The organism is Acidovorax soli, from assembly GCF_900107605.1.
GTDB lineage: Bacteria > Pseudomonadota > Gammaproteobacteria > Burkholderiales > Burkholderiaceae_C > Acidovorax > Acidovorax soli.
In genome coordinates, this window is the sequence record NZ_FNQJ01000001.1 from 143,139 (window position 1) to 167,985 (window position 24,847).

A 24,847-nucleotide genomic window follows, 5' to 3' on the forward strand; every position below is an offset into this window, starting at 1 on the left:
CCAAGTCCGGCAGCCTCCTAGCAAAACGGGGTGGTCCGGACGGGCGCGCAGGCCCCCGGTGCGACAATCGGGCCAATGGTAGTCGAGAAAAACGTCCCTTTGCAGCCCTGCAACACCTTTGGCATCGTGGCGCGTGCCCACACCCTGGTCCGGGTGCGCTCCGTGGAAGATTTGCACGCTGTCCTGGCAGATGCGCAACTGGCCCCCTTGCCCAAACTGGTTCTGGGCGGCGGCAGCAACATCGTGCTGACCGGGGACGTCAGGCCCGTGGTGCTCAAGATGGAGATCAAGGGCCTGCGCCTGGTGGAAGCAACCGACCGGGCCTGGATCGTCGAGGCCGGCGCGGGCGAGGTCTGGCACGACACGGTGGCCTGGACGCTGGCGCAAGGGTTTGCGGGGCTCGAAAACCTGGCGCTGATCCCCGGCACGGTGGGCGCAGCGCCGGTGCAGAACATCGGGGCCTATGGCGTGGAGCTGCAAGACCGTTTTGAGTCGCTGGATGCGGTCGACCTGGCCACCGGCCAGTGTTTCACGCTCGATGCCGCCCAGTGCGCCTTCGGCTACCGGGATTCGGTGTTCAAGCATGCGCCTTCGCCGTCGCCGGCCGAAGGTGGCCTGCCGCGCGGCATGGGCCTGGCCGGCCGCGCTGTCATCACCCATGTGCGCTTTCGCCTGCCCAGGCCCTGGAAGCCGGTGCTGGGCTATCTGGACCTGGAGCGCCGGCGCGCCGAGGCGGGTGTCGATCAGCCCACGGCGCAGCAGATATTTGAATGGGTGTGCGACATCCGCCGCGCCAAGCTGCCCGACCCGGCTGTCATCGGCAATGCCGGCAGCTTCTTCAAGAACCCCACGGTGACGCCTGAGCAGTGCGCCGACATCATTGCGCGCGACCCCAAGATCGTGCACTACCCCATGCCCGACGGCAGCATCAAGCTGGCGGCTGGCTGGCTGATCGACGCCTGCGGCTGGAAGGGCAAGAGCGTGGGCAAGGCCGGTGTGTACGAAAAGCAGGCGCTGGTGCTGGTCAACCGTGGCCAAGGCGCCAGCAGCGTGACCGGCGGCGAGGTGATGACGCTGGCCCGCGCGATCCAGACCAGCGTGTACGAGCGTTTTGGCATCCGGCTGGAGCCCGAGCCCGTGGTGTGGTGAGTAGATTGGCTCTGAATTAATAGCTGATAAAGCAATCGGTAAAAGGACTTGCAGCCAACATGCCATGAAAAACCGCCCGAGAGCGGTTTTTCATGGCGCGCATTTCAATGCGCCGTGCGGTTATGCCACCAGGCGATGTAGTCCTTGTCGGTCGCCAGTACCCACAGGGCCAATCCGAGCACAACGATGCCGGAAACGGTGGCATTGCGTGTCGCGTCCATGAGCGTTCCAAAGCCCAGCACCCAGGGCGAAGCGATCATCCACAGTCCCAGCACGCCCTCGGTCCACTCCTCCCAAGCCCGCGGCACAAGAGTTGCGCCCAGTGCGGCGGCGATCAGCAGCAGGCCGACGACCACGCCGTTGGCAGTAGGCGTCAACTGATCCTGATAGCGCAGCACCCAAGGCGAAAGCGCAAACCAGGCACCTATCAACGCATTGGCAGGGTCTTGCCAGTGTTTCACTTGCTTCATGGCTGTTCCTCCTGCCGCCGCAAATCAGTTCGGCGGCAATGGATTGGAGTGCCTGGCGGGACGGGAGGTTCCTTGGTGGGGGTGCAGCGGTGTGCTGTGCGCGCCCATGAAAAAACCGCCCGGCCGGATGGCGGGGCGGTTACTCTGTTTCTGATAGCTGTCCGCTTTGATACGGCAAGCGTCAGAGGTAATTTTTATTTTTTAGGGCTTTCATCGCTCAGCTGCGGCAGTGGCGAACCCTGGCCCAGCGTCAGCAGGCCCGACTGGGCGTAGGTCATGAGCTTGGCGCGCGTGTCCACGATGTCGAGGTTGCGCATGGTCAGCTGGCCGATGCGGTCGAGCGGCGAGAACGGCGCGTCTTCCACCTTTTCCATCGACAGACGCTCGGGCGCATAGGTCAGATTGGGCGACTCGGTGTTCAGCAGCGAATAGTCGTTGCCGCGGCGCAGCTCCAGCGTGACGGTGCCGGTGATGGCGCGCGCCACCCAGCGCTGGGCGGTCTCGCGCAGCATGATGGCCTGGGGGTCGAACCAGCGGCCCTGGTAGAGCAGGCGGCCGAGTTTCAGGCCGTTCATGCGGTACTGCTCGATGGTGTCTTCGTTGTGTATGCCGGTCACCAGGCGCTCGTAGGCGATGTGCAGCAGCGCCAGGCCGGGGGCTTCGTAGATGCCGCGGCTCTTGGCCTCGATGATGCGGTTTTCGATCTGGTCGCTCATCCCGAGGCCGTGGCGGCCGCCGATGCGGTTGGCCTCCAGGATCAGTTCGACCGGGTCGGTGTATTCCTTGCCGTTCAGGGCCACGGGCTGGCCTTCGTTGAAGGTGACCGATACTTCCTCGGCCTTGACCACTACATCGTCCTTCCAGAATGCCACGCCCATGATGGGGTTCACGATCTTGATGCCGCTGTTCAGGAATTCGAGGTCCTTGGCCTCGTGCGTGGCGCCCAGCATGTTGCTGTCGGTGCTGTAGGCCTTTTCGGCGCTCATCTTGTAGCCAAAGCCTTCCTTGGTCATGAAGGCCGACATTTCGGCGCGACCGCCCAGTTCGTCGATGAACTGCTGGTCAAGCCAGGGCTTGTAGATGCGCAGCGAGGGGTTGGTGAGCAGGCCGTAGCGGTAAAAGCGCTCGATGTCGTTGCCCTTGAAGGTGGAGCCGTCGCCCCAGATGTGGACGTCATCCTCCTTCATGGCAGACACCAGCATGGTGCCGGTCACAGCGCGGCCCAGCGGGGTGGTGTTGAAGTAGGTCACGCCCGCGGTGCTGATGTGGAAGGCACCGGCCTGCAGCGCAGCGATGCCTTCGTGGGCCAGCTGCGTGCGGCAGTCGATCAGGCGTGCGGCCTCGGCGCCGTATTCCATGGCCTTGCGCGGAATGGCGTCGTAGTCGGGCTCGTCGGGCTGGCCCAGGTTGGCCGTGTAGGCGTAGGGCAGGGCGCCCTTGTTCTTCATCCAGCGCAGGGCCGCGCTGGTGTCGAGGCCGCCGGAGAAGGCGATGCCGACCTTCTGGCCAAGGGGCAGGTTCTGGAGGATGGTTGCCATGGAATATCTCTCAAAAATGATAGCTGATAGCGCTTATTTCATAAGCGCTATAGGCCCAAAAAAGCGCTCGGTCAATATCAGCCGAAGTGGCAGATGTAGTGGTAGGCCTCCGTCACGCGGATGTCGAACTTCGAGTTGCCGGGCACGCTGAATCGCTCGCCCGCGCCCGACTTCACCCAGGTGTCCGTACCGTCGAGCCTGTATTCGCAGGAGCCGCCCACGCCTTCCATGATCTCGGGTGCGCCGGTGTTGAAGGTCAGCGTGGCGGGCAGGATCACGCCCACCGACTTCTTCGTGCCGTCGGGGAACGTGATGCCATGGCTCACGCACTTGCCGTCGAAATACACACTGGCTTGGGTCGTGACGGACACGCCGTCGATTTTTTCGGTGGTCATGGATGCGCGGGTAGAAAGAAGGAAACCCAGGATTTTAGGACAGGGGCGGGCATGGTCGAGACGCCAGCCTTGCGCAGGGCTGGCCAGGCAAAAAAAAGAGCCCCGTGCAGGGGCTCTGTTGCCGCAGGGCGCTCGATGCGGTTCAGCGCCAGTAGGGGTTGCGGTGGGACGGGTAGTAGGGGCGGCCATAGCCGTACTCGATCACCGTCACGGGTGGGCTCCCATAGGTGGGCGGGGCCGGGTAGCTGGGTTGGACCTGGTAGGTGGATGTGACCATGCCCGGCTGCGCATACAAGCCCTGCGGCCCGTACGGATCGGGCTGGGTGGAGTAGAACTGCCCCTGGTTGCCCGTCAGCGGCTGGACCCGGATGGGGATCCAGCCCCCCGGATCGGTCTGGGTGCGGGTGCTGTACTGGCGCCCGGCATATTCATACACCACGTCATAGCCCACGGTGCGGTTCTCGTAATACGTTTCGGTGGTGCAGCGCTGCACGTTCTGGTACTGGGGCTGGCCGCTGCCTTCGACCTGGTTGCCCAGCACGGCGCCGCCGACGATCCCCAGGGCGGTGGCTGCCGCGCGCCCGCCGCCACGGCCCACGGCATTGCCGGCCGCGCCACCGGCAATCGCGCCCAGCAAGGCGCCCGCACCCGAGTTGCGCGAGCCGCTGTACACGGTTTCGTTGCCGCACACCTGCTGCGGAACACCCACCTGTTGCACCACGGGGGTGGCCGACAGCACACGGCCTTGTTCCTGCGCCGCCGCAGCGGTGGCCACGGCGACCAGGATGGAAAATACGGCAATCTTTTGCATGACGAAGCTCCTGACAGTTCGGTACATAACGCACCAGACCGGGAAAAAGTTGCGGCCAACCGCGTCCATCCGGCGGCCGGGCCGCGTAAATCTGCGTAAAGATCTGTGCGGCGGTTCGTCGATTCAGTCCCTGGACAGTTCTGCCTGCAGTTCCTGCCACCGCCCTGCATCAAAGCCGACCGTGACGGTGGTGTGCCCGCCCTGGCGCCACTCCACCACCGGGCGCTTGATGACGCTGGGTTGCGCCAGCATCAGCTGGCTGGCGCTGGCATCGTCGTGCACGGCTGCCTGGGCGCCAGGGTCCAGCTTGCGCCAGGTGGTGCCCTGCCGGTTCACCAGCTTTTGCCAGCCCACGGCAGCCAGCCAGTCGGGCAGGCCTGCCGCCGGAACGCCTTGTTTCTTGAAATCGTGGAAGCTGTATTCCAGCCCCTGCCCGGTGAACCAGGCGCGCGCCTTCTTGACCGTGTCGCAGTTGGGGATGCCGTACAGAGTGATGTGAGGTGTCTTCATGGCCGCCATCATGCCAAGGGATGACCTGCATAACTCCCCGCGGTCTGTGATAGCGCGGCCTCGGCGACAATTCGCGGTGTATGCACACCAAAATCCACACCCTGGAAGGCTGGCTCAGCCATTGCGAGCGCCTGCACCCTCAGAACATCGACATGGGCCTGGAGCGGGTCCGCGAAGTGGCCACCCGCATGGACCTGCGTTTTGACTGCCCGGTGATTACCGTGGCCGGCACCAATGGCAAGGGCTCCACCTGCGCCATGCTGGAGGCCGTGGCCCAGCAGGCCGGTTTTCGTGCCGGGGTGTACACCTCGCCGCACCTGGTGCATTTCGAAGAACGCTGCCGGGTGCATGGCGAGGCCGTGAATGCCTCTGATCTGATAGCGCACTTCGAAGCCGTGGAAAGCGCCAGAACCCAAAATGGCAACGATGTTTCGCTGACCTATTTCGAGTTCACCACCCTGGCCATCCTGCGGCTGCTGAGCCACTCGCTGCTGGATGTCGCCATTCTGGAGGTGGGGCTGGGCGGCCGGCTGGACGCCACCAACGTGATCGATGCCGACTGCGCCATCATCACCAGCATCGACATCGACCACACCGAATACCTGGGGCCCGACCGCGAGAGCATCGGCCGGGAAAAAGCCGGCATCATGCGCACGGGGCGTCCGGTGGTGGTGAGCGACCCCATGGCGCCGCAGAGCGTGATCGACCATGCGCGCGAAATCGGCGCCGACCTCTGGCGCTTTGGTCATGATTTCAATTTTTCGGGCGACAAGCAGCAATGGAGCTGGGCCGGGCGCGGGCGCCGTTATGCGGGGCTGGCCTATCCGGCGCTGCGCGGGGCCAACCAGCTGGTCAACGCCTCGGGTGTGCTGGCGGCATTCGAAGCGCTGCGCACACGCCTGCCCGTGACGGCGCAGGCCGTGCGCAACGGGCTGGCGCTGGTCGAGCTGCCCGGCCGTTTCCAGATCGTGCCGGGGCAGCCCACCCTGGTGCTGGATGTGGCCCACAACCCGCATTCGGTGGCGGCGCTCACGGCCAACCTGGACGCCATGGGCTATTTCCCGGCCACGCACGCCGTCTTTGGCGCCATGGCCGACAAGGACCTCGCCCCCATGCTGGCCAAGGTGGGGCCCCTGGTGGACCACTGGTATTTCACCGATCTGCCCACGCCACGCGCGGAAACGGGTGCTGTCCTGCAGCAGAAATGGAATGCGCTGCAGATGGTGTCCGGCGGGCGGCGGCAGGTGGGCACCAGCGTCCACGCCGATCCCCAGCAGGCCCTGCAGGCGGCCGTGGCCGCGGCAGACCCCGCTGATAGAATCGTGGTCTTTGGCTCGTTTTACACGGTGGGTGGTGTGCTGATCGATGGTATCCCCCGCCTGCACGCCAAACATCTGGACGCTTAAGCTCCGCACGAGTCCCTACTCCATGGCATTTTTCAAGTTTCGTTGGCCCGGTCAGAGTGAGCAGGCTGACAAGCAGGCCAAGCGCTCCCGTTCGGCCCAGGGCGAAAGCATCGAAGTCATGCGCCGGCGCGCACGGCATCGTCTGATTGGCGCTGCGGTGCTGGTTTTGCTCGGCGTCCTGGGGTTTCCCCTGCTGTTTGATACGCAGCCGCGCCCCATTGCGGTGGACATTCCGATCGAAATCCCCGACCGCAACAAGGTGGCGCCGCTGGTGGTGCCCGCCGCCAAATCCGATGCGCCTGCAGCGCGGTCCGCTGCCGCGCCATCACAGCCGGAGCGCAGCGCTGCTGGTGCGGGCCTGGGCGATGGCGAGGAACTGGTGGCCAGCAGCCGCGCTGCCAAACCGGCATCGGAGGAGCCTGCGGCGGCAAAGGCCGTTGCCAAACCCGAGGCCAAGCCCAAGCCTGCGGCCGTGCCCGAACCGAAGCCGGAGCCCAAACCCAAGCCCGATCCCAAACCATCAGCCCCCGAGCACAAGCCGGCAGCGGCCGATGAGTCGGTGCGAGCACGGGCCTTGCTGGAAGGGCGCACCACACAGCCCGCTGCCAGCGCACAGGCCGAGGACGGCCGGTTCATCGTTCAGGTGGGCGCTTTTGCCGATGCCGACAAGGCCCGCGAGGCGCGCTCCAAGCTGGAGCGGGCCGGGCTTAAAACCTATACCCAGGTGGTGGATACCAAGGATGGCAAGCGTGTGCGCGTGCGCGTGGGCCCGCTGGCCAGCCGGGCCGAGGCCGACAAGGCAGCCGGCCGCATCAAGGAGCTGGGGCTGTCCGCCTCGGTTCTGACGCTGTAGCCGCGGTTGGCTGCGCCATTGCACACCATGGCATCGCTGGACTGGATTTTTGCGGCGATTTTGCTGGCCTCGATGGTGATCGGCGCCTGGCGGGGTCTGGTCTTCGAGGTGTTGTCCGTGGCGGGCTGGGTGGCGTCATTTTTTGTGGCCCAGTGGTTTGCGTCCGACATGGCTTCGGTGCTGCCTCTGGGTGATTCCGATGGAGCACTGCGCTATGCGGCGGGCTTCATCGTGGTCTTTGTCGGTGCGGTGTTTGCCTGCGGCTTTCTGGCCTGGCTGGCCAAGAAACTGGTGGAAGCCATGGGGTTGCGTCCCGCGGACAGAACGCTGGGGGCCATGTTTGGCGTGGTGCGGGGTCTCGTCTTGCTGCTCGTGGTGACGGTGGTGGTGGGCTTGACGCCCCTGCAGGAGGCGGCGTGGTGGCAGGAGTCGCACAGTGCACCGGTGCTGGGTGGCTTGCTCAAGAGCCTGAAGCCCGCATTGCCCGAAGAATTCGGAAGGCATCTGCCTTCCTGACAGGGTAGCGGCCACAAGCTGCTGCCGAGGAAATTGGCGCGGGGCTTTTCCCGCAAATGGATGGAATCAAACTATGTGTGGAATCGTCGGCGTCGTCAGCACAGCGCCCGTCAACCAGCTGATCTATGACGCCTTGCTGCTGCTGCAGCACCGGGGCCAGGATGCTGCGGGCATCGTGACCCAGCAGGGCCGCAAATTCTTCATGCACAAGGCCAAGGGCATGGTGCGCGATGTGTTTCGCACGCGCAACATGCGGGCCTTGCCGGGCAATGTGGGTCTGGGCCAGGTGCGCTACCCCACGGCGGGCAATGCCTTCAGTGAAGAAGAGGCGCAGCCGTTTTATGTGAACGCGCCGTTTGGCATCGTGCTGGTGCACAACGGCAACCTGACCAATGCGCTGTCCCTGCGCACCGAGCTCTTCCAGACCGATCACCGGCATACCAATACCGACAGTGACTCGGAAGTGCTGCTCAACGTGTTTGCCCACGAGCTTGAGCGCGCCACCCGCGGTGTGCCGCTGCAGCCCGAGGATGTCTTTACGGCAGTGCGTGCGGTGCACAAGCGCATCAAGGGCTCGTATGCCGTCATTGCCCTGATCGCAGGCCATGGCTTGCTGGCTTTCCGCGATCCCCATGGCATCCGCCCCCTGGCCATGGGGCGCAGCCAGGATGGCACCGTGATGGTGGGCAGCGAGTCGGTGGCGCTGGAGGGTACCTCGCATGTCTTCGAGCGCAATATCGACCCGGGCGAAGCCATCTTCATCACGCTCGACGGCCAGGTGCATGCGCGCCAGTGCGCCGAGAATCCGCGGCTGAACCCCTGCATCTTCGAATTTGTCTATCTGGCACGGCCCGATTCGGTGCTCGATGGCATTTCGGTCTACCAGGCGCGGCTCAATCTTGGCGAGACGCTCGCCAAGCGGGTGATCTCCACCGTGCCGCCGAACGAGATCGATGTGATCATCCCCATCCCCGAGTCGAGCCGCCCCAGCGCAACCCAGCTGGCGCATCTGCTGGGCATTCCGTACCGCGAGGGTTTCGTCAAGAACCGCTACGTGGGTCGCACCTTCATCATGCCGGGGCAGGGCGTGCGCAAGAAGTCCGTGCGTCAGAAGCTCAATGTGATCGGCAGCGAGTTCAAGGGCCGCAACGTGCTGCTGGTGGACGACTCCATCGTGCGCGGCACGACCTCGCGGGAAATCGTGCAGATGGCACGCGACGCCGGTGCCCGCAAGGTGTATCTGGCCAGCGCTGCGCCGCCGGTGCGTTACCCCAATGTGTACGGCATTGACATGCCCACCAGCAGCGAGCTGGTAGCCCATGACCGCACGGTGGAAGAGGTGCGCCAGGCCATTGGCTGCGATGCGCTGATCTACCAGGATGTGGAGGGCATGAAACGGGCCGTTGGCGCCCTGAACCCCGCCATCGCCGAGTTTGATGCCTCCTGTTTCGACGGCGTGTATGTCACCGGTGACATCACCGCCGACGATATCGCGCGCCTCAACGAAGGCCGCGTGGGCGTGGAGGAGGGTGAAGAAGACACTTCCCGCCTGGCACTGCCCAACGCCCAGCTCGCCTGAGCGTGATGCCGCAGGGGCAGGCCCGTGGGCGGCCGGCTTCTGCCCCGCTTGCCGACCAAGACAACGATGCCGGCCCGAGGCGGCCGGCCTGAATGCAATGACTGAACAGAATTTTCCCGTGCATGTGCGCACCCGTTTCGCACCATCGCCTACCGGCTTCATTCACCTGGGCAACATCCGCTCGGCGCTGTACCCCTGGGCATTTGCCCGCGCCACGGGCGGGGATTTCATCCTGCGCATTGAAGACACGGACCTGGAGCGTTCCAGCCAGGCTGCGGTGGATGTGATCATTGAAGGCATGGCCTGGCTGGGGCTGGACCACGATGAAGGTCCGTTCTACCAGATGCAACGCATGGACCGCTACAAGGAAGTGCTGGCCCAGCTGCAGGCCACCGGCCATGTGTACCCTTGCTACATGAGCGTGGCCGAGCTCGATGCCTTGCGCGAAAAGCAGATGGCCGCCAAGGAAAAACCCCGCTATGACGGCACCTGGCGTCCGGAGGCCGGCAAAAACCTGCCGCCCGTGCCGGAAGGCGTGCAGCCCGTTTTGCGCTTCAAGAACCCGCAAGGCGGCGTGGTGGCATGGGAAGACAAGGTCAAGGGCCGCATCGAGATCCGCAACGACGAACTGGACGATCTGGTGATTGCCCGCCCGGACGGTACGCCCACCTACAACTTCTGTGTGGTGGTGGACGACATCGACATGGCCATCACCCATGTGATCCGGGGTGACGACCATGTGAACAACACGCCGCGCCAGATCAACATCTTCCGCGCCCTGGGCAAGGAACCGCCGGTCTATGCCCACCTGCCCACCGTGCTCAATGAGCAGGGCGAGAAGATGAGCAAGCGCAATGGCGCCAAGCCCGTCACGCAATACCGCGACGAGGGTTACCTGCCCGATGCCATGGTCAATTACCTGGCACGCCTGGGCTGGAGCCATGGTGATGACGAAATCTTCAGCCGCGAGCAGTTCCTGCAGTGGTTCAACCTCGACCATCTGGGGCGCAGCGCCGCGCAGTTCGACGAAGCCAAGCTGCGCTGGGTGAATGCACAGCACCTGAAAGCCATGGCCGATGACGCACTGGCGGCCCTGGTGGCCCCCCAGCTGGAAAAGCGCGGTATTGCCGCCGCCGATCTGGCCGATGGGCGACTGCCCCGCATCTGCGCGCTGTTCAAGGACCGCTGCGATACCACGGTGGCCCTTGCAGACTGGGCCTTTGTGTTCTATGGTGCCGTGCTGCCCGTGGAGGCAGAGCGCACCCAGCATGTGACCGATGCCATTGCCCCTGCCCTGGATGCGCTGGCCGATGCGTTGTCCGCTTGCGCATGGGACAAGGCATCCATCAGCGCGGCGTTCAAGCAGGTGCTGGCGGCACACGGACTCAAGATGCCCCAGCTGGCCATGCCGGTGCGGGTTCTGGTCGTGGGCACGGCCCACACTCCTTCGGTCGATGCCGTGCTGGAACTGGTCGGACGCGAAAAAGTTGTAGCGCGTTTGCGAAACCGCTAAAAATCTGTCTATAATTCAAGGCTCAGATGATGACAACGGTTGCAATGTGATCGGTGCCATCGAAGTGGGGGTATAGCTCAGCTGGGAGAGCGCTTGCATGGCATGCAAGAGGTCATCGGTTCGATCCCGTTTACCTCCACCAAAATTTGTCGGTTGTTGTTATCGGTTAGTTCCAAGGTTTTGACCCCATCGTCTAGAGGCCTAGGACATCACCCTTTCACGGTGAGTACCGGGGTTCGAATCCCCGTGGGGTCGCCAAGTCGTAGCGCTTGGCTTGCATGAAGAATGCAAGCGAAAAGCTGCCTGCCAGGAGTGGTAGTTCAGTTGGTTAGAATACCGGCCTGTCACGCCGGGGGTCGCGGGTTCGAGTCCCGTCCACTCCGCCAGTCAAAAGCCCTTGCAGGTCTTTTCTGTGCAAGGGTTTTTCTTTGGTGAAAACCAGAGAGGTTTGGGGGTATAGCTCAGCTGGGAGAGCGCTTGCATGGCATGCAAGAGGTCATCGGTTCGATCCCGTTTACCTCCACCAAAATTTGTCAGTTGTTGTTATCGGTTAGTTCCAAGGTTTTGACCCCATCGTCTAGAGGCCTAGGACATCACCCTTTCACGGTGAGTACCGGGGTTCGAATCCCCGTGGGGTCGCCAAGTCGTAGCGCTTGGCTTGCATGAAGAATGCAAGCGAAAAGCTGCCTGCCAGGAGTGGTAGTTCAGTTGGTTAGAATACCGGCCTGTCACGCCGGGGGTCGCGGGTTCGAGTCCCGTCCACTCCGCCAGATAATAAACCGCTGCAGTCGCAAGGCCGCAGCGGTTTTTTTGTGCTTTCTTGCAAGAAAACCCGCGAGTTTTGCTTGCGGGGTTTTTTCTTCAGCGAGGCGCCAGGCGGATGGCCCCGTCCAGGCGAATCACCTCGCCATTGAGCATGTCGTTTTCAAAGATGTGCTGCACCAGCTTGGCATAGTCCTGCGGTGTGCCCAGGCGGCTGGGGAACGGCACGCCGGCCGCGAGCGCGTCCTGCACATCCTGTGGCATGCCAAACAGCATGGGGGTGCCAAAGATGCCGGGGGCAATGGTCATGTTGCGGATGCCGTTGCGGGCCAGGTCGCGGGCGATGGGAAGGGTCATGCCCACCACGCCGCCCTTGGACGCCGAATATGCTGCCTGGCCGATCTGGCCGTCATAGGCCGCCACGCTGGCGGTGGAAATCATCACGCCGCGCTCGCCGGTGGCTTCGGGTTCATTCCTGCACATGGCTTCTGCCGCCAGGCGGATCATGTTGAAGCTGCCAATCAGGTTGACCGTGATGGTCTTGCTGAAAACAGCCAGGGCATGGGCGCCGTTCTTGCCGACGGTCTTTTCCGCGGGCGCGATGCCTGCGCAGTTCACCAAGCCCATCAGCTTGCCTAGGGACACGGCTTGGGCCACCACGGCCTGGCCATCGGCTTCGCTGCTGACGTCGCATTTCACGAAGGCGCCGCCAATTTCTCGGGCCACGGTTTCACCTTTTTCCGCCTGCATGTCGGCAATGACGACCTTGCCGCCTTGCGCTGCCAGCATGCGTGCCGTGCCTTCGCCCAGGCCCGACGCGCCGCCGGTCACGATGAATACCTTCCCTTTGATTTCCATGTTGTGTCTCCAGTAAGTGACGTTGACGTTCACGTCAATTATCACCCATGGACTGGGGCACTGACAGGCAAAAAAATGCCCGGACAGTGCCGGGCAGGTGCAGGCAACCCCCTTGGCAGGGGGCAGTGCGTGAATTTACGGAAAACCCACCCGGTCCAGCATCTGCTGCACCTTGGTGACGTTGGCGCCCACCGCGCTGATCGGAATGGTTTCGCTCTTGAAGGGCTGGTCTTGCGCCATGGCCTTGAGCGCAGGGTTGTCGACGTTCAGCCCCTTGACGGCGGGCCATTCATTGTTGCCATTGGCAAAATAATTTTGTGCTTCAGGGCTGGCCAGGTATTCAAGAAACTTGACGGCGTTGGCCTGGTTCTTGGCATGGCGGGCAACGGCGCCACCGGCGATGTTCATGTGGGTGCCCCAGGACTGCTGGTTGGGAAACACCACGCCCACCTTGTTGACCACGGCCACATCTTCGGGCTTGCTGGACCGCATCATGCGTGCCAGGTAATAGCTGTTGGTGACGGCGATGTCGCATTCGCCCGCCGCAACGGCCTTGATCTGGTCGGTGTCGCCGCCCTTGGGGGCACGGGCGAGGTTGGCCACCATGCCCTTGAGCCAGGCCTCGGCCTTTTGCTCGCCAAGGTGCTCGGTCACGGAGCCGAACAGGCTCAGGTTGTAGGGGTGCGATCCCGAACGAATGCACAGCTTGCCCTTGTTCTTGGGATCGGCGAGTTCCTCATAGGTGTCCACATCGCTTTTCTGCACCTTGGCCTTGTTGAACACGATCAGCCGCGCGCGGGTGGAGAGCCCAAACCAGGAAATGCCGCCGTCCGCTGCTGGCTGGCTGCGCAGATTGGCAGGGATGGCATCTTCCAGCACCTTGGAGCGGATGGGCTGGAACAGGCCGTCTGTCTCGCCCCGATAGAGCCGCGCAGCATCCACCAGCAGGATCACGTCGGCAGGGGAGGCCGTGCCTTCGGCCTTCAGCCGCGCCAGAATGCCTGCATCGTCCGCATCCACCCGGTTGATCTTGATGCCCGTGGCCTTGGTGAAGCCGGTGTACAGGGCTTCATCGGTGGAATAGTGGCGGGCCGAGTAGAGGTTGACCACCTGTTCCTGGGCGATGGCGGTTCCCGCTGCAGCGGCCAGGGCGCAGGCGGTGAGCAGGGCTTTGACAGTCTTCGACATGGGTTACATCTCTGGAGGTTGGAATGGTGGGATGATAAGGCAAACGCGAATTATTCGCAATAAATTTGCGCAGCGAGCCAGTGCGCAGGAAGAGCTAACGTATCCTGGGTGCTCCGAGAATGGCGCGCGGGCCGGCTTGGCGGCATCGGGGAAAAAGGCCTGGCGCAGGCCAAGGAAAGACGGTGCACGGGGCTTCGGATTGTGTCCGCAAGTGCAGCAGATTCAGGCCTGGCCTGCCCGGAGGGACTCGAACCCCCGACCTATAGCTTAGAAGGCTATTGCTCTATCCAGTTGAGCTACGGGCAGATGGATGTGCTGGGCGCCTGGCTGGCGCCCCGGGTGCAGTGAGGCACTCACCCGAGGGGATGGATCATACCCGGCGCAGGAGCCGTGCTACTCGTCCATTTCTTCAAAAACCAGCGAGGGCACCGTCATGACGCGGGCCGTGCTGGCGAGGTCGTCGATCAGGCGGTTGGCAAAGTAGCTGCTCTGGGTGTCGGGCTCCAGCGCCGCAACGGCCAGGTTGGCCAGGCCCTGGTTCAGCGGCACATAAAAGCTGCCGGCGGGTACGTCGATGGCGCGGCGCACCGGCGTCACCTGGCTGCGGATGATGCTGGCGCCGCCTGCAACGGTGCCGCGCACGTCCGCGCGTTCGGTGGTGTCGCGTGCGGTTTCGTTGTAGGTATCCGCCAGCAACGCGCCGGGTTCGGCGATGCGCAGCACCTGCACCCCCAGCAGTTGCAGGCGCTCCACCGCCGTGGTGGCGCTGGGCGCCAGCCAGTAGCCGCAGGGCCGGGCGCGTGATTTCACCGTGCGCAGGGCGAGCGACGAATTCCAGTCCACCTTCAGTGTGCGGTCGGCGCCGGTCTCCGGGTCGAGCATGGTCAGCTCCCGCTGCATGGGTGTGGCCTGGGCTTCCACCACGACCTGGCCGTTGCAGGCCTTGGAGGCGATGTCGCGCGCCACAAAAGAGCGCACCTGTTCCAGATGGGTGGCGCGCTCGGCGGTGCTGCGCAGGGCGCTGGTGATGGCCGTGACCTGGGTGTGGACGCGGCGCTGGATGTGCATGCGCCCCAGGCCCACGCCACGGGTTTCCACCAACAGGCTGACGGCATTTTTCAGGCCGTTCACGTTGCGTCCCGTGTCGGGCTGTGCACCGCCCATGGAGATGCGCCGGTCGTCCGGCCGGGTGGAGGTGGTGTAGTACCACTCGCTCGACAGGCCCTGCGACTGGAGTGCGCCGAGCATGGGCTGGTGGTACCACTCCTCGGAGGCCTTGGTGAGAAATTCCGGGTAATTGGCCGTGGTGGTGTATTGCAGCAGGGCGTCGTAGCGCTGGATGGCGTTGAACTTCTGCAGATAGCGCCCGACCACAGTGAATTCGTGCGCATCCAGCACCAGGATGGGGCGGTAATCGCGCACCACACGCGCCAGTGCCTGGGCTTCGGGGGTGTTCAGGAGCAGGTGGTCGCGGTTCATGTCCACGCCATTGGCCGTGGTGCGCGTGCCGCGGGCCGCACCGTCGGGGTTGGCCCGGGGAATCACGACCACGTTGATGCGATCGAGCAGGGGTTCGAGCAGGCCTTGTGCGAGTTCTCTGGCAATCACCAGCAGGGCTTCGCTGCCCGCCGGTTCGTCGCCGTGCTGCTGGCCGATGAGAACGACGGTGGAACGGCCATTGGCTTCCAGGCTGGCAATGTCCGTGTCCTTGGCGCGGGTCAGGAGCAGGCCCTCGATGGGCTCCCCGTGCTGGGAGGCGCCCAGGCTGAGAACACGGGCCAGCGTGGCGCCGCGTGGCGCGGTGCCGGCCACGTCGCGCAGCCAGGCGCCCAGTTCGGCGTTGGTGGTGAAGCTGCTGCGTTCTGCGGCGAGCCCAGGCGTGTGGTAGGAGGTGGGCGGGGCAGCAAACCGCGCAGCCACGGCCGGACCATAGGGCGCGGCCGCAGCGGTGTCCGCAGCGGCGGGCGCGGGCGGGCTGGACGGCAGCGGTGTGACCACCACGCCGTCGCGCGCCTGCCCCAGCGGTGCGGGCACCACGGTGCCGCGTTGCACGCGCGGCAGGGCCTCGGGTGCACGGGCTTGCGCGGCGGGGGGCGTGCCGGGCCAGGGGGGGAGTGGCGTGCTGGCGCAGGCGGACAGCAGCAAGGCCACCAGGGCCAGGGAACTGCGCCACGGTGTGCGACGCGCCATCAGCGGTGTGGGCTGTGCTGCGCGGGAGGTGGCTGAAACAAAGAGAGTGGGGCGCTGGGTCATGGTGTGCCTTGCCTGGGAGCCTGTCGAACCTGGCGCGATGTTAACTGCGCGCGCCTTGGCTGGTGTGTCAGTGGCCGCCACGTCGAAAGTCCGCCGGAGGGGACGCACGCCGCCCTGGCGCCTGGGCAGGCAAGCGTCTGTTGCCGCCCGCACCGCCACTTGGGCCGTTACCGGGCTGAACCAGTCCGGGGCCTGCAGGCCCCGCTCCATCGCGCCGTTCGCGCGGCCATGGAAGGTGGTGGCGCAGAGCCGTCACGGTCTGCGCCATCCTGTTGCCCGCCGGGGCAGTGGAGCCTGGTGCCCCACTGCATGCCGGCAAGGGAGTGGCCTGCCTGGGGGCTCTCAGCGGTTGAAAGAGCCGCGAGAACCGCCCGGCCCACGGGAGCCGTTGCCCCGGCTACCCGAGCCGCCGTCATAGCCGCCACCGCCCGAGTTGCCGCGGTATCCACCGCCGCCACCGCGGCGGCCGCTGCCCGCCATGCTGTCCACGCTGGTGCGCATCGGGTCGGGCTGGCCGCCAGCCGAATGGCCTGCGTTGCGCTGGCCCGGATTGCTGTGGCCCGAATGGGTGCCCAGGTGGGCATTGGCGCGCGGGGGCTGTGCGTCGTCGTAGCGGTTGCCGCCTTCATAGCCGCCGCCAGCCGGGCGCGCACGGCCGCGTGCAGGTGCCTGGGCACCCCCGCGTGCGCCGCCGCCCTGGCCGCCACCACCGCCACCGCGGCCGGAGCGGGAGCTGTTGCCGCCGCCATTGCCACCACCGCTGGCCTGGCGTGGGCCGCGGTCACCGCCGCCGCCACCCTGGCCGGCCTTGTTGGTGCGGATGCGTTCCATCATCTCGCTGCGCGCCGCCTTGGCTGCCGCCTGCATCACGTCACGGCTCGGAGGCTTGCCTGCGCCGCCCCAGATGGTCTGGCGGCCCATGGCGATGGGCTCGGCCTTTTCGCCGACGTCGGGGCCGAAGCCTTCGATGACCTGCACCGGAATCTGCTGCTTGGTGAAGCGCTCGATGTCCATCATGAAGCCTTCCTCGTCCATGCAGACCAGGCTGACGGCTTCGCCGCTGTTGCCCGCGCGGCCGGTGCGGCCGATGCGGTGCACGTAGTCTTCCGACACGTTCGGGATTTCGTAGTTGACGACGTGGGGCAGCTCGTCGATGTCGATGCCGCGCGCAGCGATGTCGGTGGCCACCAGGGCGCGGATGTCACCGCTCTTGAAGCCCGCCAGGGCCTGCGTGCGGGCGCTCTGGCTCTTGTTGCCATGCAGGGCCATGGCATTGACGCCATTCTTGGTCAGGAACTCGGCCACGTTGTTGGCGCCGAACTTGGTGCGGGTGAACACCAGCACCTGGCTCCAGTTGTGCTGCTGGATGATGTGCAGCAGCACCTGCTTTTTCTTGCCGCGGCCCACGGGGTGGATCACCTGCGTGATGCGCTGCACCGTGGTGTTGCTGGGCGTGACCTGGATGCTTTGCGGGCTCTTGAGCAGGGTGTTGGCCAGGTCGCGGATCTCGTCGCTGAACGTGGCCGAGAACAGCAGGCTCTGCTTTTCGCGGGGCACCAGGGCCAGCACCTTCTTCACGTCGTGGATGAAGCCCATGTCCAGCATGCGGTCGGCTTCGTCGAGCACCAGCACCTGCACGGTGGACAGGTCCAGAAAGCCCTGCTGCTGCAGGTCGAGCAGGCGGCCGGGGGTGGCCACCAGGATGTCCACGCCGCGCTTGATGCGGTCGATCTGCGGGTTCATGCCCACGCCACCGAAGACCACGGTGGAGTTGATATCGAGGTATTTGCCGTATTCGCGGACCGACTCTTCCACCTGGGCGGCGAGTTCGCGGGTGGGGGTCAGCACCAGGGCGCGGATGCCCTTGCCGCCAAACTTGTTCTTGGGCGCTGCGCTTTGCGACAGGCGGTGCAGCATGGGCAGGGTGAACGCGGCGGTCTTGCCGGTGCCGGTCTGTGCGCCGGCCAGAAGGTCATGGCCCGCCAGCACGGCCGGAATGGCCTGTGCCTGGATGGGCGTGGGGGTCTCGTAGCCTTGTTCGAGCACGGCCTTCAAAATGGCAGGAGCCAGGTTCAGTTCTTCAAATTTCATGTCAGTGAATGCGCCCGTCCGGGGCGCTGGGTATCGGCCTGTCGTGGCAACCGGTGGGTTGCCGAGCCAGTCTCAGGCAGATGAGGTTCAAGGGTGGGAGCCCGGAAGATGCTCTTCCTTCGTCCCCAGCAGACTGCTGATGTGGCGGGCAACTGGAGCCCGCAACGCCGCGTATTGTCGCATGGGCCGATAATCGCGGTTTGTACGCAGAATTTCTGCCCACTTTTGCAGGTTAGAGAACGAATGGCCCAATACGTATTTTCCATGAACCGTGTCAGCAAGACCGTGCCGCCCAAGCGGCAGATCTTGAAGGACATCTCCCTGAGCTTCTTCCCCGGCGCCAAGATCGGCGTGCTGGGTGTCAACGGCTCCGGCAAGTCCACCTTGCTCAAGATCATGGCGGGCGTGGACAAGGAGATCGAAGGCGAAGCCATCGCCATGCCGGGCATCAAGATTGGCTATCTGCCCCAGGAGCCGCAGCTCAACCCGGACCACACGGTGCGTGAAAGCGTCGAGGAAGCCATGGGCGAGGTGTTTGCCGCCAAGGCCAAGCTCGAAGAGGTGTACGCAGCCTACGCCGAACCCGACGCCGATTTCGATGCGCTGGCCGCCGAGCAGGCCCGCCTGGAAGCCGTCATTGCCACCGCGGGCACCGACTCCGAGCACCAGCTGGAAATCGCCGCCGACGCCCTGCGGCTGCCATCCTGGGATGCCAAGGTAGGTGTGCTGTCGGGCGGCGAAAAGCGCCGCGTGGCGCTGTGCCGCCTGCTGCTGTCCAAGCCCGACATGCTGCTGCTCGACGAGCCCACCAACCACCTGGACGCCGAATCGGTGGACTGGCTGGAGCAGTTCCTGCAGCGCTATCCCGGCACCGTGGTGGCCATCACCCATGACCGCTACTTCCTGGACAACGCGGCCGAGTGGATTCTGGAACTCGACCGGGGCCATGGCATTCCGTACAAGGGCAACTACAGCGACTGGCTGACCCAGAAGCAGGCGCGCCTGGAGTCCGAGCAAAAGGGCGAGGAATCGCGCGCCAAGGCCCTGAAAAAAGAGCTGGAATGGTCGCGCCAGAACCCCAAGGCCCGCCAGGCCAAGAGCAAGGCCCGCCTGGCGCGTTTCGAGGAGCTGTCCGATTTCGAATACCAGCGGCGCAACGAAACGAACGAGATCTTCATTCCCGTGGCCGACCGCCTGGGAACCCAGGTGATCGAGTTCAGGAACGTCACCAAGTCGTTCGGCGACCGTGTGCTCATCGACAACCTGAGCATGAACATTCCGGCCGGCGCCATCGTCGGCATCATCGGCCCGAACGGTGCCGGTAAATCGACCCTGTTCAAGCTGATTGCCGGCCGCGAGCAGCCCGACAGCGGCGAAGTCGTGATCGGCTCCACCGTGAAGATGGCCTTCGTGGACCAGCACCGCGATGCGCTGGCGAACGACAAGACGGTCTGGGAAGACATCTCCGGCGGCCTGGACATGATCAACATCGGCAAGTTCACCATGGCCAGCCGGGCCTATGCCGGGCGTTTCAACTTCAATGGCGGCGACCAGCAAAAGAAGGTGGGCATGCTCTCGGGCGGCGAACGCGGACGCCTGCACCTGGCCAAGACACTGATCTCCGGTGGCAACGTGCTGCTGCTCGACGAGCCCTCCAACGATCTGGACGTGGAAACCCTGCGTGCGCTGGAAGACGCTTTGCTCGAATACGCGGGCACAGTGTTGGTAATCAGCCACGATCGCTGGTTCCTGGACCGCATCGCCACCCATATCCTGGCCGCCGAGGGCGACAGCCAATGGACCTTCTTCGATGGCAACTACCAGGAGTACGAGGCCGACAAGAAGCGGCGTCTGGGTGAAGAGGGCGCGAAGCCCAAGCGCATGCGTTTCAAGGCGTTGAAGTAAAAGGAAGGCTTCCAGTCAAGTAGCATTGCAACTGGAAGCTTTTCTTTCATTTCTCCACCATGTTCCCAACAGCGTCCCGATCGAGAACGGTATTTCGCGCCTGTGTTGTCAATGCAGTGCGCGGGGGCGAAGCCCTCGTGGGGCAGCTGGTGCGGGCCACCAGGAGCGCGCTGGCAGGCGAGGAATCGTCCACCCACGATATCCAGCATCGCGCTCTGGTGGACGATGCGCTGCGGTTGCTGACACAGCACGAGCCATCGCTGGCCAAGGCGTATCCGATGGCCCTGCTGGAAATCTTCGCCGAAGGGCCCCCCAGAACGGGTGCGCACGCAGCCGATGACTCGGGCATGGATTTCGGTGAGCTTTCGCTCATGGACGAAACCGAGGTGCAGGACCAGGTGGAACTGTCCCGGGCCCAGCAACTGGCCGCGCATGCCACCGATGCCGTGCTGACGGAGCTCAACACCCTGGTCAGCTCCGCCCAGGGCTTGCGCAGCGTCCAACCCGAGCGCAACCCCCTGCGCCCGGAAAACTACATCCGCGCACTGCAAAGGGTGGTGGCCGAGACCGGGGTGGCCCCGCCAGTGCGGCAGCTGTGGATGCAGCACATGCGCGAAGTTCTGGGCCGGTTGCTGGTAACCGAGTACAAGAGCGCCTGCGCCAGTCTGCGGGAGCATGGCATCGAGCCGGTGGGATATGCCGTTCTCGGCGTGTCCGCCGGTGGTGCCGGACGCAGCAGATACGGTACGCCCCACCAGAGCACGGGGTATGGCGGGGGCTATTCGACCGGTTATGACCGATATTCCATGGGCGGGCCCGTGAGCGGGTACGGCATGCCGACAGCCCCTGGCGTGGATGCCGCGACCGGGTGGCAAGGCGATTCGTTGCCGGCGCCCATTTCCTCTGCGGCCGAGGAAGCGTTGCTGACGGTAGGCATCCTGCGCCAGATGCTGGCCGGCGGTGGCGACCCCTATGCCTTTGATGCGCGTGCCTATGCGGGTGGGGATTCGCAGCCCGCCAGTGTGCACTCTGCATGGTCCGACCCTCCGGGTGCCAGTGCGCAGGCAGGGCTGGCGGGCCAGGCGGGCGGATTTCTCTCGACTGGTGCCGTGGCGGAGGCCATGCAGGATATGGCACAGCTCGAACGTCTGGTGGGGCGCCTGTCGGGCAACCCTGCCGCAGGCGGCGCGGGTCGGTTGGGGGCCATTGCGGTTCCCAGTGTCCCTCCCGCCGATGGACAGGCGTACTCGTCGGCGGCTGCCATGGAAGTGGTGGGCCGCATGATGGAAAACATTGCGCAGGACGCCCGCCTGCTGGCGCCTGTCCAGAGTGCCGTCCAAAGCCTGGAGCCGGCGATCAAGAAGCTGGTGCAGCATGACGGACACTTTTTCACCGATGAAGCGCATCCGGCGCGGCGCCTGCTGGACGAGCTGACCCAGCGCAGCCGCACTTTCACCACCGAGCGCGCGCCAGGTTTCAGCCAGTTCATGCGCTTGCTGAACCAGGCGGTCGAGCATCTGGCTGTCACGGATATCCAGGACGCAGGGCCTTTTGACACCGTGCTCAGGGCCTTGCATGCGGTCTGGGACACCCAGGAGGAAAAGGTCAGGGCCCAGCAGGAGGCCCAGGAGAAAATCCTGCGGCAGGCTGAACAGCGTGAAATGCTGGCCGGGAAAATTGCGGCGGATATCCGCAAGCTGCCAGACCTGGACCAGGTGCCTGCTGACATCCTGGACTTTGTCACTGGCCCGTGGGCCGATGTGGTGGCGCTGGCCCAGTTGACGCAGCCGGAGGGACTGAACGGTTCCGAAGGGGATCCTGGCGGATATCTGGCCCTGGTGCCCCTGCTGCTGTGGAGCGTGCAGCCGGCATTGACGCGTGCCGAACCTGAGCGCCTCACCAAGGCCATGCCCGGCATTCTGGCCACGGTGCGCGCAGGCCTGAAGACGATCGAGCATTCCCCGACCCGCACCAGCAGCTTCTTGCAGCGGCTCGTGGGCCTGCACCAGGAGGCTTTCGACAAGCCGGCCCCTGTGGCTGCGGTTGCCGAACCTGTACCGGCATTGCCCGTTGCCGATCCGGCCGGCGAGGTGCCCGTGGTGGCGGCTTCGGAAACGGAGGCCCCAGAGAGCACCACGGCAGCGCTGGCAGACGACAAGCTCTACCCCGAGTTGGTGGTCGGTGCCTGGGTCGAGCTGATCACCAACCGCCGTGCCGTGCGCACCCAGCTGACCTGGGCCAACCCCCATGGAACCCTGTTCCTGTTCACCGCGGCCGACGGCAGCACCCAGTCCATGACGCGGCGCATGCGCAACAAGCTTGCCTCCGAGGGGGCCCTGCGCGTGGTGCCCGATGCAGCGCCGGCCACGGCCCGCACCCACGATACCAAGGCGGCGCCGCTGCCACCGCAAAAGCCTGCCAAACCCGGTAGAACCCGCTGACGAGGCCGGCACCGGAGGGCACCGCCGGGCGTGTGTCCATCCAGCCGCTCAGGTGCGCAGGATCTTTTTGCGCACCAGATGGATGTGGTTGCGCAGCGCATACAGCTCGTCGGCATATGACAGCGGCACGCTCACTTTCTCGGCCTGGGCCTCCAGCCTGTCCAGTGCCACCAGCAGGTCTTGCGGCAAGGCCTTGCCCGATTCGTGATCGTTTTCGATTTCACGCAGACGCCCATACCAGCGGAACACCCGGGAGCGCACCCGGAACTGGTAGATCGGCGGCACCACCCGCGACAGCGGCAGCATCACGGCCAGCAAGATGCCCAGCACCAGCCACATGCGCTCGACCAGGTTGGCAATCCAGAACGGCAGGTAGCGTTGCAGCAGGGGCACCGGCTCGTTGATGGCGCGCTCGCCTTCCTTGGCAATGGGCAGCTCGCTGTGCCGGGTGCTGGGAAACTCGCGCGCCCGGTTGAACCAGCCTGCACCCCCATGCAGCGCCTGCGCATTCTGGGCAAACAGCGTCAACAGCGCGGGGTGGGTGCCCTCGCGGGCCAGCAGCGAGGTGGTGGAGGCCACCAGCCGCACATCGTGCGCGGGCACGTTGCCGGCCAGGTCCACCACCCCGCGCGGCAACGTCACGGGGGTGAGGAAGGGAAACTTGCGGCCATAGGCCTCGTGCTGCGCAAAATCCATGAGGTGCACGCCCGGGGTCTGCAGCAGCATCTGCACCATGAGGGATTCGGGCGCCGAGGCAAACACCAGCGCGTCCAGCTTGCCCGCCAGAAAGGCCATCGTGGCGGGCGTCTGCTCCAGCCGCGACAGCTTCACCTGCCCTTTCTCCACCCGGTTCGCATCGAGCAAGCGGTCCATCAGGGTGGGCACGCCGCTGCCTTCCGAGCCCACGTTCACGCGCAGGCCGCGCAACTGGCGCAGGCTGTCAAGGCGTCCGCCAGCCGCCACTTTCAGGGCCGCATCGGTGCGATAGAAAAGCCACACCGGCTCGACAAACAGGCTGCCCAGCGACACCAGCTGATCGGGGTCGTCTGGCTGCAGCTCTGCCGTGCCGCCCTGTACAAAGGCCACGTCGGCCTTGCCCTCGCGCAGCAACTGCAGGTTGGCCAACGAGCCCTCGCTGGGCAGCAGCACCACCTCGATGCCGTCGGCGGCCAGCGCTTTCTGGTAGCGCTTGCCAAACTCCTCGTAGGCGCTTTGCGCGGGGCCGGTGGCCAGCGTGACCTGGTTGGGCGGGTTGGGGTTCAGCCACCAGTAGGCGGCCGCCACCAGCCCCAGGGCCAGAAAGGCCAGCGGGCCGGCAGAGACGATGAGGTCGCGCAGGGTGAGAAGGGTGTTGCGAAAAGCCTGGGGCATGGGTTGCGGGGTCATTTGCGCCGGGGGCGCGGGTTAGGGTGATGCTGAATAAGTCCGCGCGATGGTGCGCGCCCTGGTTTGGGATGGGCTGCAAGGCGCAAAGCGCAGCAATAGCCAACGCTATTGCGAGCATTTGCAACGCCGCAGACTGCCCAAAGCAGGGATGCGCGGCACGCGGGGGACTTGTTCAGCATTGCCTTAGGCCAGATCTGCGCAGCAGGGCAGGTGCAGGCCGTCGGAAGTGGTGAGGGCCTGTGCGGCGCGCACCGCACGGGCGGTGGCGATGGCCGTGACCTCTGCGGCCAGGGTGGCCAGCACCAGCATGCCAGGATTTTTGCCTGCCAGCCCGGTGCCCAGGGTGAACAGCGTGTCGCCGTCCGACAGGGTATGCACCGGGTTGATGCTGCGCGCCAGCCCGTCGTGGGCGGCCACTGCCAGGCGGTGGGCCTGCACCTTGCTGATGGCGGCGTCGGTGGCCACCACGCCGATGGTGGTGTTGGTGCCGGCCAGCAAGGGCTGGGGCCGCTCGCCGCGCAGCAGGGCGCGGCGGGTGTCAAGCAGGCGCAGGCCGTCTTCGGTGCGCGCGCCGGCAATCACCTGGGCGGTGTCGGGGTCGAGCACATCGCCCACGGCGTTGCAGGCGATGAGCGCCCCCACGGTGACGCCGCCCACGGTGATCGAAGCGGTGCCCACGCCGCCCTTCATGGCCCGCTGCATGCCAAAAACCTTGCCGACGGCGGCACCGGTGCCGGCGCCCACGTTGCCTTCGGCGGGGTCATCGCGCGACGCGGCGGCGCAGGCGGCGTAGCCCGCGGCGGCGTCAGGGCGGATGTGCATGTCGCCCACCAGCAGGTCGAACAGCACGGCGGCGGGCACGATGGGCAGGCGGCCCACGGCCACGTCGAACCCCACGCCATGTTCCTCCAGCCAGCGCACCGCGCCGGTGGCGGCTTCCAGCCCCCAGGCGCTGCCGCCGGCGAGCACGATGGCGTGCACTTGTTCGACCAGATTGCAGGGGGCCAGCAGGTCGGTCTCACGCGTGCCCGGTGCCGCGCCGCGCACATCGACACCGCCTACCGCACCCTCGCGCGCCATGACCACGGTGCAGCCGGTGGGGCGGCGCGTATCGGTGAAGTGGCCCACCTCGATGCCGGCCACGCGGGTGATGCTGCCAGCATCGCTGGCGGGAATGGGTGCGATCATGGCCGGGATTATGGTGCCCTGCGGCGCCACGGCAT

At 65.2% G+C, this 24,847-nt stretch carries 19 protein-coding genes and 7 tRNA genes; 14 read left to right on the top strand and 12 right to left on the bottom strand.

All coding sequences use genetic code 11. The features are described 5' to 3' along the window. Positions 1–75 precede the first annotated feature (75 nt). On the top strand, positions 76–1,149 hold the full coding sequence (gene murB, locus BLW02_RS00700) for a UDP-N-acetylmuramate dehydrogenase (RefSeq protein WP_092696567.1): 1,074 nt from the start codon (positions 76–78) through the stop codon (positions 1,147–1,149). Positions 1,150–1,253: 104 nt separating this feature from the next. Here murB and BLW02_RS00705 read toward each other — a convergent pair whose 3' ends face one another. From BLW02_RS00705 to BLW02_RS00725, 5 genes are all read right to left on the bottom strand, one after another. Next, positions 1,254–1,619 carry an SPW repeat protein gene (locus BLW02_RS00705; RefSeq protein WP_092696568.1) on the bottom strand — a complete coding sequence of 122 codons (366 nt, stop codon included), beginning with the start codon at positions 1,617–1,619 and terminating at the stop codon, positions 1,254–1,256. 194 nt (positions 1,620–1,813) lie between these two features. Then, positions 1,814–3,157: an argininosuccinate synthase gene (gene argG, locus BLW02_RS00710; protein WP_026437617.1), complete on the bottom strand. Its 1,344-nt coding sequence runs from the start codon at positions 3,155–3,157 to the stop codon at positions 1,814–1,816. Positions 3,158–3,234: 77 nt separating this feature from the next. Further along, positions 3,235–3,552 (bottom strand): pyrimidine/purine nucleoside phosphorylase, encoded by a 318-nt coding sequence (gene ppnP / locus BLW02_RS00715; RefSeq protein WP_026437616.1) that lies wholly within the window; start codon positions 3,550–3,552, stop codon positions 3,235–3,237. Positions 3,553–3,694: 142 nt separating this feature from the next. Further along, positions 3,695–4,363, bottom strand: a complete 669-nt coding sequence (locus tag BLW02_RS00720) for a glycine zipper 2TM domain-containing protein (RefSeq protein ID WP_092696569.1) — start codon at positions 4,361–4,363, stop codon at positions 3,695–3,697. 123 nt (positions 4,364–4,486) lie between these two features. Next, positions 4,487–4,885, bottom strand: coding sequence for an ArsC family reductase (locus BLW02_RS00725; protein WP_208859671.1), 399 nt, complete (start codon positions 4,883–4,885; stop codon positions 4,487–4,489). A 68-nt stretch (positions 4,886–4,953) separates the two neighbouring features. Here BLW02_RS00725 and folC point away from each other — a divergent pair, with 68 nt between their 5' ends. The 11 genes from folC (at position 4,954) to BLW02_RS00780 (ending at position 11,510) form a co-directional block, all read left to right on the top strand. Continuing rightward, on the top strand, positions 4,954–6,279 hold the full coding sequence (gene folC, locus BLW02_RS00730) for a bifunctional tetrahydrofolate synthase/dihydrofolate synthase (protein ID WP_026437613.1): 1,326 nt from the start codon (positions 4,954–4,956) through the stop codon (positions 6,277–6,279). Positions 6,280–6,301: 22 nt separating this feature from the next. After that, positions 6,302–7,132: an SPOR domain-containing protein gene (locus tag BLW02_RS00735; protein ID WP_092696570.1), complete on the top strand. Its 831-nt coding sequence runs from the start codon at positions 6,302–6,304 to the stop codon at positions 7,130–7,132. A 27-nt stretch (positions 7,133–7,159) separates the two neighbouring features. Next, positions 7,160–7,648 (top strand): CvpA family protein, encoded by a 489-nt coding sequence (locus tag BLW02_RS00740; protein WP_092696732.1) that lies wholly within the window; start codon positions 7,160–7,162, stop codon positions 7,646–7,648. Positions 7,649–7,721: 73 nt separating this feature from the next. Continuing rightward, a complete protein-coding gene (gene purF / locus BLW02_RS00745) occupies positions 7,722–9,227 on the top strand; it encodes an amidophosphoribosyltransferase (RefSeq protein ID WP_092696571.1) in 1,506 nt (501 codons plus the stop codon). A gap of 97 nt (positions 9,228–9,324) precedes the next feature. Continuing rightward, positions 9,325–10,740 (top strand): glutamate--tRNA ligase, encoded by a 1,416-nt coding sequence (gene gltX / locus BLW02_RS00750; protein ID WP_092696572.1) that lies wholly within the window; start codon positions 9,325–9,327, stop codon positions 10,738–10,740. Between the two features lie 66 nt (positions 10,741–10,806). Further along, positions 10,807–10,882: transfer RNA gene (locus BLW02_RS00755), tRNA-Ala, on the top strand. Between the two features lie 40 nt (positions 10,883–10,922). After that, positions 10,923–10,998: transfer RNA gene (locus BLW02_RS00760), tRNA-Glu, on the top strand. 51 nt (positions 10,999–11,049) lie between these two features. After that, positions 11,050–11,126: transfer RNA gene (locus BLW02_RS00765), tRNA-Asp, on the top strand. Positions 11,127–11,190: 64 nt separating this feature from the next. Beyond that, positions 11,191–11,266 (top strand) — tRNA-Ala (locus tag BLW02_RS00770). A gap of 40 nt (positions 11,267–11,306) precedes the next feature. After that, positions 11,307–11,382: transfer RNA gene (locus tag BLW02_RS00775), tRNA-Glu, on the top strand. Between the two features lie 51 nt (positions 11,383–11,433). Next, positions 11,434–11,510 (top strand) — tRNA-Asp (locus BLW02_RS00780). A gap of 91 nt (positions 11,511–11,601) precedes the next feature. Here BLW02_RS00780 and BLW02_RS00785 read toward each other — a convergent pair. The 5 genes from BLW02_RS00785 to BLW02_RS00805 form a co-directional block, all read right to left on the bottom strand. Then, positions 11,602–12,360: a 3-hydroxyacyl-CoA dehydrogenase gene (locus BLW02_RS00785; protein WP_092696573.1), complete on the bottom strand. Its 759-nt coding sequence runs from the start codon at positions 12,358–12,360 to the stop codon at positions 11,602–11,604. Between the two features lie 135 nt (positions 12,361–12,495). Further along, positions 12,496–13,548, bottom strand: a complete 1,053-nt coding sequence (locus BLW02_RS00790; protein WP_092696574.1) for an extracellular solute-binding protein — start codon at positions 13,546–13,548, stop codon at positions 12,496–12,498. A 229-nt stretch (positions 13,549–13,777) separates the two neighbouring features. Next, positions 13,778–13,854, bottom strand: a tRNA-Arg gene (locus BLW02_RS00795). Between the two features lie 87 nt (positions 13,855–13,941). Continuing rightward, a complete protein-coding gene (locus BLW02_RS00800) occupies positions 13,942–15,801 on the bottom strand; it encodes a M14 family metallopeptidase (RefSeq protein ID WP_425285629.1) in 1,860 nt (619 codons plus the stop codon). Positions 15,802–16,143: 342 nt separating this feature from the next. Next, a complete protein-coding gene (locus tag BLW02_RS00805; RefSeq protein ID WP_092696576.1) occupies positions 16,144–17,892 on the bottom strand; it encodes a DEAD/DEAH box helicase in 1,749 nt (582 codons plus the stop codon). A gap of 243 nt (positions 17,893–18,135) precedes the next feature. Here BLW02_RS00805 and ettA point away from each other — a divergent pair, with 243 nt between their 5' ends. Together ettA and BLW02_RS00815 are read left to right on the top strand one after the other, a co-directional pair. Continuing rightward, positions 18,136–19,797, top strand: a complete 1,662-nt coding sequence (ettA, locus tag BLW02_RS00810; RefSeq protein ID WP_092696577.1) for an energy-dependent translational throttle protein EttA — start codon at positions 18,136–18,138, stop codon at positions 19,795–19,797. A 59-nt stretch (positions 19,798–19,856) separates the two neighbouring features. Beyond that, entirely contained in the window at positions 19,857–22,238 is a 2,382-nt protein-coding gene (locus BLW02_RS00815; RefSeq protein WP_092696578.1) for a DUF1631 family protein, read from the top strand. Between the two features lie 48 nt (positions 22,239–22,286). On the opposite strand, the gene BLW02_RS00820 is transcribed toward BLW02_RS00815, so the two are convergent. Both BLW02_RS00820 and BLW02_RS00825 read right to left on the bottom strand, forming a co-directional pair. Next, positions 22,287–23,609 carry a TAXI family TRAP transporter solute-binding subunit gene (locus BLW02_RS00820; protein WP_092696733.1) on the bottom strand — a complete coding sequence of 441 codons (1,323 nt, stop codon included), beginning with the start codon at positions 23,607–23,609 and terminating at the stop codon, positions 22,287–22,289. Between the two features lie 198 nt (positions 23,610–23,807). Beyond that, on the bottom strand, positions 23,808–24,812 hold the full coding sequence (locus tag BLW02_RS00825; RefSeq protein WP_026436992.1) for a P1 family peptidase: 1,005 nt from the start codon (positions 24,810–24,812) through the stop codon (positions 23,808–23,810). Positions 24,813–24,847: the final 35 nt, after the last annotated feature.